This is a genomic window from Luteimonas flava (genome assembly GCF_036584485.1).
GTDB lineage: Bacteria > Pseudomonadota > Gammaproteobacteria > Xanthomonadales > Xanthomonadaceae > Luteimonas > Luteimonas flava.
Genome location: NZ_JAZHBM010000001.1, coordinates 138,785 through 152,388 on the forward strand (window position 1 = coordinate 138,785; position 13,604 = coordinate 152,388).

The window sequence follows — 13,604 nt, forward strand, 5'->3', positions numbered from 1 at the left end:
ACAACCCATGAACCACTCGCATCGCGCCCGACTCTCCAAGCTGTCGCTCGGCCTGATCGTTGCCCTTGCAGCCGCTCCCGCGTTCGCGCAAAGCACCTCCGCCGGTGTCGGCGGCCAGGTGACCGGCGCTGGCGGCGCTCCGGTGACCGGCGCAGACGTGACCATCGTGCACACCGAGTCCGGCACCGTCAGCCGCGCCACGACCGATGCGAGCGGCCGCTACAACGCCCGCGGCCTGCGCGTCGGCGGCCCGTACACGATCACCGTGACCAAGCCGGGCGAGGGAACGCGGACCGAAGACAACGTCTATCTGACGCTGAACCAGATCAGCACCGTCAATGCCGCGCTCACCGGCGACATGACCACGCTGGCCACGGTGACCGCGACGGCAGTCGGCGGCTCCGAGGTGTTCAGCACGACCAAGATGGGTTCGGGTACCGCGGTCAACCAGCGCACGATCGAATCGCTGCCGTCGATGGGCGGCAACATCCAGGACTACATGCGCCTCGACCCGCGCGTGGCCTTCACCGATCGCGCCTCGGGCAGCATCAGCGCCGGCGGCCAGAATCCGCGCTTCAACAAGATCACCATCGACGGCGTGTCGGCCAGCGACACCTTCGGTCTGGAAGGCAACAACATGCCGACCCAGCGCCAGCCGGTTTCGATGGAAGCCATCGAAGCGCTCGACATCGACCTGTCCAGCTACGACGTGACCATCGCCGGCGCCGCCGGTGCCAACATCAACGCTGTGACCAAGTCGGGTACCAACGAAGTCCACGGCTCGGTCTACGGCTACATGCGTGACGGTGACTGGTTCGGTTCGCACCCGCTGACCCGCGCCCCGTTCTCCGAGTACGACAAGGAAGAAACCTACGGCTTCACCGTCGGCGGCCCGATCATCAAGGATCGCCTGTTCTTCTTCGCCAACTACGAGAAGTTCGAACGCTCCAAGCCGGGTCCGGACCTGAGCAGCACGCCGCTGTTCAACTCGACGGCCGACTTCAACGCCGCCGACCTGCAGCGCGTCGTCGATCTTGCCCGCAACAATCTCGGTTTCGACCCTGGCTGGTACGAGGGTGCGACCGGCAATACCGATCTCGAGGAATACGCGGTCAAGATCGACTGGAACATCAACGACAACCACCGCGCCAACATCCGCTACAGCAAGCTCGAGCAGAACCGCCTGCGCGCCGACGGCAACAGCGCGTCCGCGCTGGTGCTGAGCTCGTCGTGGTTCAACCACGCCAAGACCGTCGAGAGCTATGTCGGTCAGGTCTTCAGCGACTGGTCGGACAATTTCTCCACCGAGTTCAAGGTCTCCTACCGCGACTATTCGGCCATCCGTCAGACCCCGACCAACGCGCCGCTGGTCACCGTCTATTTCGATGACGGCATCGCCGGCAACCAGATCACTTCGGGCGACTACATCCGCTTCGGCACCGAGCGCAGCTCGATGGGCAACGTGCTGACGACCGAGACCTGGAACTACTTCGGTTCGGCCACCTGGACCGTCGGCGACCACGACATCAAGTTCGGTTTCGAATACGCCGACAACGACATCTACAACCAGTTCCTGCAGGACGCGTGGGGCAACTACAGCTTCTACGTGCCGCGCGTGAACGGCGTCAACGACTTCGGCAATCTCGAGCGTCGTCAGTACTTCGACTACGACCTCAACACGAACGTCGCCAACCCGAACGCGATCCCGGCGATCTTCAGCAACAAGAACCTGGGCTTCTTCGTCCAGGACACCTGGTATGCCACGCCGAACCTGACCCTGACGCTCGGCGTGCGCGGCGATCGCCCGAGCACCGGCAACGATCCGCAGTTCAACGCGTGCTTCGCGGCAGCCCCGGGTGCGGCCAACGTCGCCCAGTGCGGCACCGGCCACACCGGCGGCTTCGGTCTGGACAACAGCTTCACCTTCAACAACAAGTTCATCATCCAGCCGCGCTTCGGCTTCAACTACACGTTCGACACCGACCTGCAGACGCAGCTGCGCGGTGGCGTGGGCATGTTCCAGGGTGATGCGCCGACCGTCTGGGTGAGCAACGCCTACCAGAGCACCGGCCTGAACTACACCTCGTACCAGAACCTGACCGATTGGCAGGGCGTGCCCTACAGTGCGGACGGCTTCAACCAGAACGTGCCCAACACCCCGGGCGCCGCGGTGCGCAACGTCAACGTCATCGACAAGGACTTCGAACTCCCGTCGGTGTGGAAGGCGAACATCGCGTTCGACAAGGAGACGCCGTGGTGGGGCGTCGTCGCGTCGGCGGAACTGCTGGTCACCGAGACCCGTAACGGCCTGTTCTACAACAGCCTCAACATCGGTCCCGGCTTCGAGGGCTACGACGGCCGTCGCCTGTTCTGGAATCCGAGCGTCTACAACTTCAGCAACACCAATAACGGTCGTTTCGGTCGCAACGCCTACTTCGGTGACGTCTTCCTGCTGCGCAACACCGACAAGGGCCGCAGCCGCCAGATGACCCTGTCGCTGGCCAAGCCGTGGACGCCGGACAGCGACTGGTCCTGGAGCGTTGGCTACACCTACACCGACACCAAGGAAGTGGGCGCGCTGACCAGCTCGACCGCCGGCTCGGGCTTCGGCAGCCAGTACAACTTCACCACCAACGAGGAAGCACTGCACCGCGCGCGTTACGAGATCCGTAACCGGTTCTCGGGTGCGATCAACTGGGAGCACGCGTTCTTCGGTGACTACAAGACCCAGGTCGGCCTGTTCTACGAAGGCCGCAGCGGCCGTCCGTACAGCTACATCTTCGCCGGCGATGCCAACGGCGACGGCCGTACCTTCAACGACCTGTTCTACGTGCCCTCGGGCCCGGGCGACGTGCTGTTCGGCACCGTCAACAATGCGGGCGTGTTCACCGCCAACCCGGCGATGGAGCGCGCGTTCTTCGACTGGCTCGCCACGCAGGAAGATCTGTCGAAGTTCAAGGGCACCTACGCGCCGGAGAACGAGTTCCGCGCAGGTTGGGTCAACACCTTCGACGTGCGTATCAGCCAGGAACTGCCGGGCTTCATGAAGGGTCACAAGTCGAAGGTCTGGATCGACATCCAGAACGTCGGCAACCTGATCAACAACGACTGGGGCCACGTCCTCGACTGGGGCTTCAACGCCAACCAGGCGGCCGCCACGCTGGTCGGTATCGACCGTGCGACCGGCAAGTACGTCTACGGCTACCGCAGCGGCACCTCGTTCGGTCAGCCGGGCAACCTCGCCGTTCCGACCGACGCCGACAGCAACACCAACGGCATCTCGCAGTGGTCGGTGCAGGTGGGTCTGCGTTACGACTTCTGATCGTGATCTGATGTCGTGAAGTCGAAAACGGCCGGGGAAACCCGGCCGTTTTCTTATGTGCGGGGTCCTGCGCTACAGTGCCGCACCCCTAAGAGAAGCGAAGCACGAATGAGCAACGAGATTGGGGCGGCGACGGCGCTGCCCACGGTGAATGCCTACGTCTACCCCCGTGGCGGCCTGGACGTCTTGTCCCGCGACGAGGTGGCCCGTCTGAAGGATGCTTCGACCGGCGGCATGCACGACCTGCTGCGCCGCTGTGCGCTCGCAGTGCTGACCAGCGGCAGCGCGTCCGACGATCCGCGCGCTGCGCAGGAGCTGTATCCCGATTTCGACATCCAGGTGCTGCAGCAGGATCGCGGCATCCGCATCGAGCTGGCGAACGCACCGGCAATGGCCTTCGTCGACGGCCAGATCATCCGCGGCGTCGCCGAGCTGCTGTTCGCGGTCGTGCGCGACCTCGCCTACACCGCGATCGAGCTGGGCCCCGAATACGCCACCGACCTGGAATCCTCGGCCGGCATCACGAATGCGGTCTTCGGCCTGCTGCGCAACGCGCGTCTGCTGCAGCCGGGCGATCCGAACATGGTGGTCTGCTGGGGCGGTCACTCGATCAACCGCGTCGAGTACGACTACACCAAGCTGGTCGGCTACGAACTCGGCCTGCGTGGCATGGACATCTGCACCGGCTGCGGTCCGGGTGCGATGAAGGGGCCGATGAAAGGCGCCAACGTGGCCCATGCCAAGCAGCGCCAGTATCCGGCGCGCTACATCGGCATCACCGAGCCGGGCATCATCGCCGCCGAATCGCCGAACCCGATCGTCAACCAGCTGGTGATCATGCCGGACATCGAGAAGCGTCTCGAATCGTTCGTGCGCCTCGGCCACGGCATCATCGTGTTCCCCGGCGGCGTCGGCACGGCGGAAGAGATCCTCTATCTGCTGGGTTTGCTGCTGCAGGAGGAGAACCGCGACATCCCGTTCCCCTTCATCCTGACCGGGCCGACCGCGTCGGCGCCGTACTTCGAGCAGATCGACCAGTTCATCCGCCTGACGCTCGGCGACGAGGCCGCCTCGCGCTACGAAATCATCGTCGCCGATCCCGAACAGGTCGCCCGCCGCATGTCGGCCGGCATCCGCAAGGTCAAGGAGTACCGGGTCGGCCACAAGGACTCGTTCTACTTCAACTGGTCGCTGTCGATCCCGCTGGACCTGCAGCAGCCCTTCGTGCCGACCCACGAAGCCATGGCCGCCCTCGACCTGCACCACGGCCGCCGCCCCCACGAACTCGCCGCCGACCTGCGCCGCGCGTTCTCCGGCATCGTTGCCGGCAACGTCAAAGAGGACGGCCTGCGCCGCGTCGAGGAATTCGGCCCGTTCCGGATCAACGGCGACCGCGACATCATGCAGTCGCTCGACGCCCTGCTGCGCGCGTTCGTGGAACAGCGGCGGATGAAGATCGCGGGGGAGTACAAACCCTGTTATGAGGTCGTCGCCTGACCGATCGGCCTCTGGCGACCGCCGCTGATCCGCTGGTCGCTGCCGCCTGTCTGTCTCTCGTTGCGGCAGAAGTCGGACCCGAGGACACTTTTCCGTGGCCCGTACCGGGTTTGGGGGCAATCTGCATGTTGCGTCGGTGGAGCGGTGGTTTCACATTGACCGAGCTGATGGTTGTGGTCGCGATCCTGGCGGTGCTGCTGGCGATCGGCCTGCCCGGCTTCAAAGATACGTTCCAACGAAATCGCGTTGCGACGATGAGCAACGAGGTGATCGGCGCTCTCTCGCTCGCCCGTAGCGAAGCCATCCGGACGACCCGTGGCGGTGGCATGTGCCCGACTGTGGATGGATCGGCCTGCAGCGGCACGAACTGGAACGGGGGTTGGATGGTGTGGGCTAACCAAGGGACAGCGAATACGACCTTCGAAGCGGGTGATGTGCTGACCCGTCGTATCGACGCCCGGCCCGCGATGACGATATCCGCAGTGGCCACCGGTAGTGCCACGGCCCTTGACAGGGTCACGTTCGACGCACGTGGTCGCGTTACTACGCCCGCGTCCATCACTCTGGCGCCGGTGTCCTGCAGCCGGGGGCGGGCCTTGGTACGCACTTTGAGCGTCAATGCTTCCGGGCAAGTGACGACGGTCACCGGGAATTGCCCATGACCATGATCACCCACGATCGGGCTGCTTCAATCAGGCAGCGTTCGCAGGGCTTCTCTCTAATCGAGGTATTGATCGCGCTCGTCGTGCTTGCCATCGGACTGTTAGGGCTTGGGCTGCTTCAAACGATGAACCTGCGTTACACCCAGAGCGCAAACCAGCGGACGGTCGCGACGACTCTGGCCGGGGAGCTGCTCGACACAATCCGTACCAACCGCTCGTTGGCTAATGCCTATGCAATGACCCCATCGGATTTCACCGTCAAACCGACGCGTGGCACCGGGTGTGGCTCGATTGCGAATCTGAACGCTGCTGCCAACGCCACGCGCTGGCGGTGCGAGGTCATGGAGAAGCTGGGCGACGGCGCTTCTGCTGAGGTCATCACGACTGGACTCCCGCAAATTTCCGTAAGCATCACCTGGGACGATCTGCCAGGTGAAACCGCATCGGTGCGACTGGAGACCACGCTGTGATCGCGAATCGGGAACGCGGCGTCTCTCTGATCGAGCTGATGGTTGCCCTGGCCATCGGGACGTTGCTCATCCTCGGGCTGGTGCAGGTGTTCGGCGCATCGCGTACTGCTTACCAGCTATCCAGCGGGCTGGGTCGTGTGCAGGAGAACGGGCGCTTCGCACTCGATCTCCTCCAGCGCGACATTCGCATGGCAGGGCACATGGGATGCGTCAACGATCAGGCCCGCTTTCTGCCGACGAATGTGACAGCGTCGCGACCGGCACTGCTGTCGACATTCCTCACGGCCGCTCAGCAGTTCGGGACGGGCGCGTCCCCGACGTCCAATTACGCGGCTGCTCCGTTTCCTCTGCGCTTCGATGTCGCAATCCAGGGCTACAACGCGGTCGGTACGGCCAGCGGTAATACATTGGCACTGCCGTCAGCACCCGCGCTCGCCACCGCGAACACGTGGGAACCTCAGATTGAGGCCAACCTGTACACGACGCTGACCTCGGGTACCGGTGCCGGCAGACTCGTCGATGGCAGTGACGTCCTCGTGCTTCGCTACTTCGCGCCGACGGGCGCGCAGGTCACTGCCTTCACGTCGGGTGCGCCGACCTCCATCACGGTTGCCCAGCCGGCACTGCTGACGGAGGGCGGGCCCAACAGCGGTCTGTTCGGCATCGCCGACTGCATGCAGGTGGGTGTGTTCGCAGCGACGGTGGGGGCGGGCGGTACGCTTTCCGTCGCCACCACCGCTCTGAACAGGACGACGTTCGACACCATTCCTCAGTTCACGATCGGCCAGGCCATGGTGTATCGGGCCGAGAGCATCGTGTATTACATCGGTCGGAATGCTTCCGGGAACCCGGCGCTGTACCGACTGAGATACGGCGCCAATGCAGCCTTGACCGCAGTGACCGCAGGTGCGCCGGAAGAAATGGTCGAAGGCATCGAATCGATGCAGTTCCAGTTCGGCCAGGACAGCCAGACCAGTGCCTCCGCGCGACCTACCGGCAATATCGGGCAGTCCGTGCTTCCTGCAGGGCTTCAGCCTGCCGGCAACCTCGATCACGCCTGGCGGACCGTCGGACTGGTCCAAGTGGGCCTCTTGGCCAGAAGTCCGGATTCGGCGGCGGCCGAGCGCAGAGCAGACGCCACGATGCGTCTGTCCGCACTCGGCGTGATCATGGCGCCGCCCGATGACCGGCGGTATCGCACTGTGTACGAAGACTCCATCGCTCTCCGCAACCGGTTGTTTGGAAACTGATGATGCACACGTACAACAATCCGCGGCGCGCACAGTCCGGGGCGGTTCTCTATATCGCGCTCGTCATTCTGATCCTGATGGCGTTGCTGGGCATCGTCGCGCTGCAGGTCGCGAGCCTGCAGGAGCGCATGTCTGCGAACTACACCGCGACAAATGTAGCGTTCCAGCTGGCGGAACGCGAGGTGCGCGAGATGGAAAACAAGCTTAAAACCGACGTGCTCGCGGGCAGGACACCGGCCACGAACCTGGCGCCTAACGACTGCACCACGCCACCGGACCTCACGGCCTGGACGCAGAGCGCACAGTACGTGCGACGGCTGGACCTCTGCTTTTCATGGGGCGCGCTCGATGTGCCGGCCGACGAAGCGGAACGCACCGACCAGATCTATCAGGTCACTGCTTACTCCAAGGATCGCGCGGTCCTCCCAACCTCTGAGTCGACCGTAGACACGGTCTTCATTCCCTGATCCAGGTGGAACAGCTGTGAAGTCTGACAACCTCGTTCGATACGGAACCGCCGGTCTGCTGCTCGCAGGTGTCGGTCTCTTCAGTCTGAGCCTTCGCTCCGATCCGGCGTTTTTCGCCGGGGCGCCGCCGCCGATCGCGCAGTCGCCGCTCTACATGCGCGATGCGGTGCCGCCCCTGAACATGCTGGTGATGGGCAAGGATCACAAGATCTATTACGAGGCCTATAACGATGCATCGGACCTCGATGGCGACGGGGTCGTCGATGTTGGATACAAGGGGTGGGAACGCAAGCAGCCAGCGCCGACTGAAGACGGTGTTTCACGGTTCAAAATCGACTATTACGGCTACTTCAACTCCTACGCCTGTTACACGTGGCAGTCGACCCGTTTTGTTGCGGTCGCCGAGGCGTCGGACAAAACCTGCAATGGGCAGCAGTGGAGTGGCGATTTCCTCAATTATCTGTCCACCTCACGCATGGACGCGCTGCGCCGCGTGCTGTACGGCGGTTTCCGTCAGGTGGACGACGACGAGACCGTCTTGCAGGGCGCGTTCTTTCCGCAGGATGCGCACAGCTGGGGCAAGGAATACCAGAGCCTGGCGCGTGACGGCTACAACATCGCGAACTACGCGCCGTTGAGCGCGCCGCCGGCCGGTCGATATCATCTGTTCGCCGTCACGACCCTGACAGATAGCGCCTCGCCATTTCCGGCGTACCAGGCGCCGATGCTGCGCGTGCTGAAGAACTCACCATTCCGTGTCTGGAACTGGTTGTCGATCGAGGGTCCTGTCGCGGGCAATCGGTGCTTCACCGAGAGCAATCAGCGTGTCGACTGTGTCGGCGCCGGTGGCAGCACGGCGGGTCATCCCGGGCATCCGGCGAATCGCAGCCAGTTCGACGCCATGGAGACGTCTCGCGCGGTGCCCGCGAATCTTCTGGGCAGCGGCAGCGTCAATCAGATCGACTGCAACGGCAACAACTGCAATCCGTATGGCAGCCAGGACAACTTCCTGACCATTTTCACGGGTGTCCTGCGAACGGTCGGCGGTGGCGGCATGGCAGCCGCTTACCAGTTCAAGGTCGATGGTGACGACGCGATTGATTTCGCTCTCTACAGCCCGAACGGCAATTTGGTGCCGGGAAGCCAGATCGGTTGTTACAACGGCCGCGGGTTCGGCGCTGCATGTGCGGGCACGCAGATCAGCCCGAACATTATTCTGTCCTCGAATACGGAATACACGTTCAAGTTCCGGCACGAGGAAGCGAACGGTAGCGAGGGCTACCAGTTGCAGGTGCGCGACTGCACGCTGCTGATCGTCTGTGGCGCGTGGCGCACGATCAGCACCAGCAATGTCAGCAATATGCGCCTTCAGGATGTCACGAGAACGGTCTACAACCTGGCGCAATCCGTCGGCGGGGCCACCCGCGACGACTACTACGTTCGTGTTCTGGCGTGTCCGCCCGACCGCCCCCAGCTTCAGGATACGAGCTGCAAGGTGTATCCCGATGGCAGTGTCAAGCCGACGGGCATCCTGCATGACTACGGCGAGTCGAACAAAATGTACTTCGGGCTGATCACCGGCTCGCAGCGAAACAATCTTGAAGGCGGTCTTCTGCGCCGGAACATTTCCAGCTTTGCTGATGAGGTCGATCCTCGCTCTGGTCGCTTCCGGTCTGTGAACGGGCAGCCCGGCATTGCGCGAAGCATCGATCGGTTGCGCATGATCGGCGGTGGATACGACGGCAGTGTCCAGGACAATTCGGGTGGTGATTCGAACTGGAACTGGGCCAACCGGTCATGGATCGGAACCAACATCGGGCAGAACTGTCCCTCGCAAGGCGATCGCGATCTGGCAAACGGCGAATGCCGTATGTGGGGTAATCCGATCGGTGAAATGCTGTTCGAAAGCATGCGTTACTTCGCCGGCGCAAATGAAGGCACCGCGCGATTCACCGCGCGCGGCAATACGAACGGCAATGCCGAGGACGAGTTCCTGGGCTTGCCCGAACCACAGTGGCGCGATCCTTACTCGACGTCCCAGTCGCGCGGGCTCGGCTATCCGGCGTGCTCACGTCCGTACCAGACCGTCATCAGCGACATCAACCCGAGCTACGACGGCCAGATGCCGGGCAGCGCATTCGGCACCTTCCCGGCAGATGCCGCGGTGCCCGGTTTCAGTGCATCAGCCGAGGGGCAGACGATCTGGAACGCGGAGTACGGCGGTCAGCGCGATGTCTTCATCGGGCAGGTCGGAACCGCTGTGGTGGACGGCGCACCGACCGCAAAGTCGGTGTCGAGCATGGGGAACATCCGCGGCCTTTCTCCGGAAGAGCCGAGCAAGGGCGGCACTTACTACTCCGCCAGCGTCGCGCGCTTCGGTCGCAACAACTCGCTCAACGCAGCCGCCGATCCGGACGTGCGCTTGAGCACTTACTCGATTGCGCTGGCGTCTCCGCTGCCACGCATCGAGTTCCCGGTCGGCGGTCGGACGGTCACGCTGCTGCCTTTCGCAAAAACCGCGAGCGGCACGTTTGGTGGTGGCACGCGCAAGCCGACCAACACGATCGTGGATTTCTACGTCGAGACGATCGAGAACTTCCCCGGTACCCCGGTCAACACCACGGTGAACGGCGGGCGGCCCTATGCCGTGTTCCGTATCAACTACGAGGACGTCGAGCAGGGCAATGACCACGACATGGACGCGATCGTCCGGTACGAGGTCGCCGCGAACGCCAACAACACGATATCGGTCAATCTGACGTCCGAGTACGCCGCAGGCAGCGCGGACCAGAACATGGGGTACGTGCTCTCCGGCACAACGCAGGATGGCATCTATCTCGTGGTCCGCGACTCCGATTCGACCGCAGGTTCGTTTCGGCCTTACGATCTCAACACCCCGCCCGGCGTCAGTCCGGGCGGCTGTCGCAATGTGACCACCGGTGCGTGCAACCAGCAGCTGCCGCTGCGTTCGGAGCGTACGTTCACGCCTTCTACGACCGGCTCCAGCGCCATCCAGCTGCGCGATCCTCTGTGGTACGCCGCCAAGTACGGCGCACCGGATCCGGCCAACTGGGACACCAGTCCGCCGGGGACGCCGGGCGCCGGTGACCCGGACAACTACTTCCTCGTGACCAACCCGCTCAACCTGCGCAACCAGCTGGCGAAGGCCTTCGACGACATCGCCAGCCGCGGTCTCGACGCCGGCAGCCGCACGATCGTCGGCGCGCGCATCGGTGCGGAGTCTTTCACGCTGCAGCCGACTTTCCAGCGCGACCGCAATGGCAAGGATTGGACCGGCAATCTGACTGCAATCGCGTTGCGTGCGGACGGGACGCTCGGCAGCTCGCTGTGGAACGCGCGCGCACAATTGCCGGTAGCTGCTTCGCGTAATGTGCGTACGATCACCAACGTGCGTGACGGCACCAGTACGGCAAGTACCGGCGTGACGAAGGCGGAATTCCAGGCAGCGAACCTGGGCACCACGAATGCCGACCGGCTTGGCAAGCTGGGCATCACCGCTGCGCGTCTTTCCAATGGCGACTACGGCAGCGGCGCTTACACGGCAGACGATTTCGTTGCCTACCTGCGTGGTGATCAGAGTCGTGAACTGGGGCGTGGCACAGGCGCTACGCTGCGCGCCCGCAGCTCGGTGATCGGGAGCATCGTCAACTCAGAGCCGGTGGTTGCAGCCCCGCGCTCCGATCTCGGTTATGGAAACGTCTTCCGTCAGACCTCGGACGCGATGTTTGCCGGCTATGCAAGCAATACGGATGGCACCGGGTATCTGGACATCAAGCGGACTCGCCCGGCAGTTGCCTACGTCGGCGCGAATGACGGCATGCTGCATGCGTTCAATGCTGCGACGACGCCGTGCGCGCTCGACCCGACCCAGACCTGTGCGGGTGCAAATGCAGGGCGCGAGGCTTTCGCCTTCATCCCGAACGCCGTACTGGGCAATCTCGGTCAGATTCCCGTGCAGGATGCGCGTTACGAACACCGTTACTTCGTCGATGGGCAGATCAGCATCGGTGACGTCAAGAGCGGCAGCGGTGCAGCGGGTTCGGCGTGGAAGACCGTACTCGTGGGGTCGACCGGCGGCGGTGCGCGCTCGATCTTCGCGCTGGATATCTCGTCGTTCTCCACCGATCCCACGTCTGCGACACGCTTTTCGGACGCGAACGTCCTGTGGGAGCGGAATGACAGTGTCGATGGCGACCTCGGCCACATCTATGGCAAGCCATTGATCGTGCCGTTGGAGAACGGACAGTGGGGCGTGATCTTCGGCAACGGTTATGGCGGGCGTCGCAGTGATCCCTCGCTGTATGTGCTCAACGCCATGACCGGCGCCGTCATCGCCAAGCTCACCGCCGACGACGGGCAGCCGGCACGCCAGGGCGGGCTGCTGAGTGGCTTGGCGTGCGGCTTGCGCGACCTGCTCAACCTGGGGGCGTGCAACGCGCTCGGGACGTCGCCTTACAACGGTCTGGGCCAGGTGACCGCGATCGACAGGTCGGGCAACGGCAAGGTCGATACGATCTATGGCGGCGATCTGCAGGGCAACCTCTGGAAGTTCGACATCAGCAGTGGTGACGCATCTGCGTGGAACGTCGCGAACAGCGGGCGTCCGCTGTTCACAGCCGAGTTGCCGAGCGGCGAGCGTCAGCCGATCACCGGCGGTATGCGCATCACTGCGGGGCCGGGTACGGGCGTGATGGTCTACTTCGGCACGGGCCGTTATCTGTTCGGTGGTCCGTCCGGCGACAACAACGTCCCTGCGAATCCGACTGTGCAGTCGCTCTACGCCGTGTTCGACAACGGAACGCGGGTTGCGAACGGACGCAGCGATCTCCAAGTGCAGACCATCACCGGAACGACCGATTCGGGGGGGAACACGACGCGCAGCATCAGCCGGACCCGTGTGATCTATAACGGTACGGGCGCAAAACGCGGCTGGTATCTCGATCTGCAGGTCAACACGGCGCAGGCCGGCCAGCCGGCCAGCTACTCCGCGGTCGGCGAGCGGTTCATCGCGACGCCGCGCATCCAGAGCGGGCGCGTCTTCTTCACGACGTTCACGCCCTCGGAGGACAGCTGCAATCCAGGCGGTGACAACTTCGTGTACGGGCTGGACCTCCTTTCGGGATCTGGCGCGCTCGCAAATGTGCAGGTACTCCCGTCGCAGACGCCGGCATGTACGGGCGCCGATTGCGGCGCGATCCGCATCAATCAAGGCGGCGCCCCGGTCACCAGCAACTCGGTGGCAGCGATCAATCCGCTCGTCCCGATCACCACGCCTGCGCCTGGCTCCTGCACCCCGGGCGTGGACTGCCCCACCTTCGAACAGTGCCAGGTAGTCGTGTATCCCGGCGCTTTCGTCCTTCCCCGTCCGTGCGGACGTCAATCCTGGCGACAGTTGCGATGATGAGAAATTCTGATTACCCGGTCGTCCAGCAAGACCTTTGTCGGAATCGGGTGCGCGGTTTCACGCTGATCGAACTGATGGTGGTCGTCGCCGTGATCGCGATCCTGGGTGCGATCGCATTCCCCTCATATCAGGAGGCGGTCCGGAAGGGACATCGCGGACAGGCAAAGGCGGATCTGCTCGACCTGGCGCAGCGGGCTGAGCGGTTTCGCACCATCAACGGCACCTACGAGGGCTTCGCGCTGGCTTCGGGCGATGACAGGTCGCCGCGACAGGGCACCCAGCGCTACGCGGTGACTTTGGCCACCACGCCGACCACCTTCACGCTCAAGGCGGCGCCGTCCAATGCGCAGCAGCGCAAGGATGCGAGGTGCAGGACCCTCGTGCTGAATCAGGCGGGTCAGAAAACGATCGAAGGCTCGCCAACGCCTACCGGTACAGCTGCAGAGTGCTGGTGACGTCGCGCTCATCGCGCGTCGGCGTGCATGGATCGGGTGCTTGACCAAATCCGCTG

General features: G+C 63.7%; 8 protein-coding genes. All 8 read left to right on the forward strand.

Annotated features, from left to right (window positions below; translation table 11 throughout):
- Window positions 1-7: 7 nt before the first annotated feature.
- The 8 genes from V3391_RS00720 (at window position 8) to V3391_RS00755 (ending at window position 13,548) form a co-directional block, all read left to right on the forward strand.
- Window positions 8-3,322, forward strand: coding sequence for a TonB-dependent receptor (locus tag V3391_RS00720; RefSeq protein ID WP_332076510.1), 3,315 nt, complete (start codon window positions 8-10; stop codon window positions 3,320-3,322).
- Between the two features lie 108 nt (window positions 3,323-3,430).
- A complete protein-coding gene (gene ppnN, locus V3391_RS00725) occupies window positions 3,431-4,819 on the forward strand; it encodes a nucleotide 5'-monophosphate nucleosidase PpnN (RefSeq protein ID WP_332076511.1) in 1,389 nt (462 codons plus the stop codon).
- Between the two features lie 125 nt (window positions 4,820-4,944).
- Window positions 4,945-5,481 carry a GspH/FimT family pseudopilin gene (locus V3391_RS00730; RefSeq protein ID WP_332076512.1) on the forward strand — a complete coding sequence of 179 codons (537 nt, stop codon included), beginning with the start codon at window positions 4,945-4,947 and terminating at the stop codon, window positions 5,479-5,481.
- Window positions 5,478-5,951: a type IV pilus modification protein PilV gene (gene pilV, locus V3391_RS00735; RefSeq protein WP_332076513.1), complete on the forward strand. Its 474-nt coding sequence runs from the start codon at window positions 5,478-5,480 to the stop codon at window positions 5,949-5,951. Before V3391_RS00730 ends, pilV begins: the two co-directional genes overlap by 4 nt.
- On the forward strand, window positions 5,948-7,201 hold the full coding sequence (locus V3391_RS00740; protein WP_332076514.1) for a PilW family protein: 1,254 nt from the start codon (window positions 5,948-5,950) through the stop codon (window positions 7,199-7,201). Before pilV ends, V3391_RS00740 begins: the two co-directional genes overlap by 4 nt.
- A gap of 2 nt (window positions 7,202-7,203) precedes the next feature.
- Window positions 7,204-7,668: a pilus assembly PilX family protein gene (locus V3391_RS00745; RefSeq protein ID WP_332076516.1), complete on the forward strand. Its 465-nt coding sequence runs from the start codon at window positions 7,204-7,206 to the stop codon at window positions 7,666-7,668.
- A gap of 16 nt (window positions 7,669-7,684) precedes the next feature.
- Window positions 7,685-13,090 (forward strand): pilus assembly protein, encoded by a 5,406-nt coding sequence (locus V3391_RS00750; RefSeq protein ID WP_332076517.1) that lies wholly within the window; start codon window positions 7,685-7,687, stop codon window positions 13,088-13,090.
- Window positions 13,090-13,548, forward strand: a complete 459-nt coding sequence (locus V3391_RS00755) for a type IV pilin protein (protein WP_332076518.1) — start codon at window positions 13,090-13,092, stop codon at window positions 13,546-13,548. The genes V3391_RS00750 and V3391_RS00755 overlap by 1 nt, the downstream gene beginning before the upstream one ends.
- The last annotated feature ends 56 nt before the right edge of the window (window positions 13,549-13,604 follow it).